The sequence below is a fragment of the Algoriphagus lutimaris genome (assembly GCF_017051705.1).
GTDB lineage: Bacteria > Bacteroidota > Bacteroidia > Cytophagales > Cyclobacteriaceae > Algoriphagus > Algoriphagus lutimaris.
The window spans coordinates 1-303 of the sequence record NZ_JAFIDJ010000018.1; the positions used below are offsets into that span (position 1 = coordinate 1).

A 303-nucleotide genomic window follows, 5' to 3' on the forward strand; every position below is an offset into this window, starting at 1 on the left:
TGGGTGCAGACCTCCGTATCACCAACTACGGCGGGGGCAATACCAGCTGCAAAACTTTTGAAAAAGATCCGCTGACCAAGGAGTCCGTGGAAATCATGTGGGTCAAAGGATCCGGTGGGGATATCGGGACCCTCACCAAGGCCGGACTGGCAGGCCTTTATGTCGATAAACTCCGGGCATTGCAGGGTATCTACAGGGGTATTGAGTTTGAAGATGAAATGGTGGGGCTTTTCAACCACTGTATCTACGACCTGGACTCCAAAGCACCTTCCATCGACACCCCTTTGCATGCTTTTTTACCTT

The 303-nt window shown here is 51.5% G+C and carries 1 pseudogene; it reads left to right on the forward strand.

The annotated features are described in order from the left end of the window. Positions 1-303: pseudogene (locus JYB62_RS19610) on the forward strand (class II aldolase/adducin family protein); the annotation flags it as partial.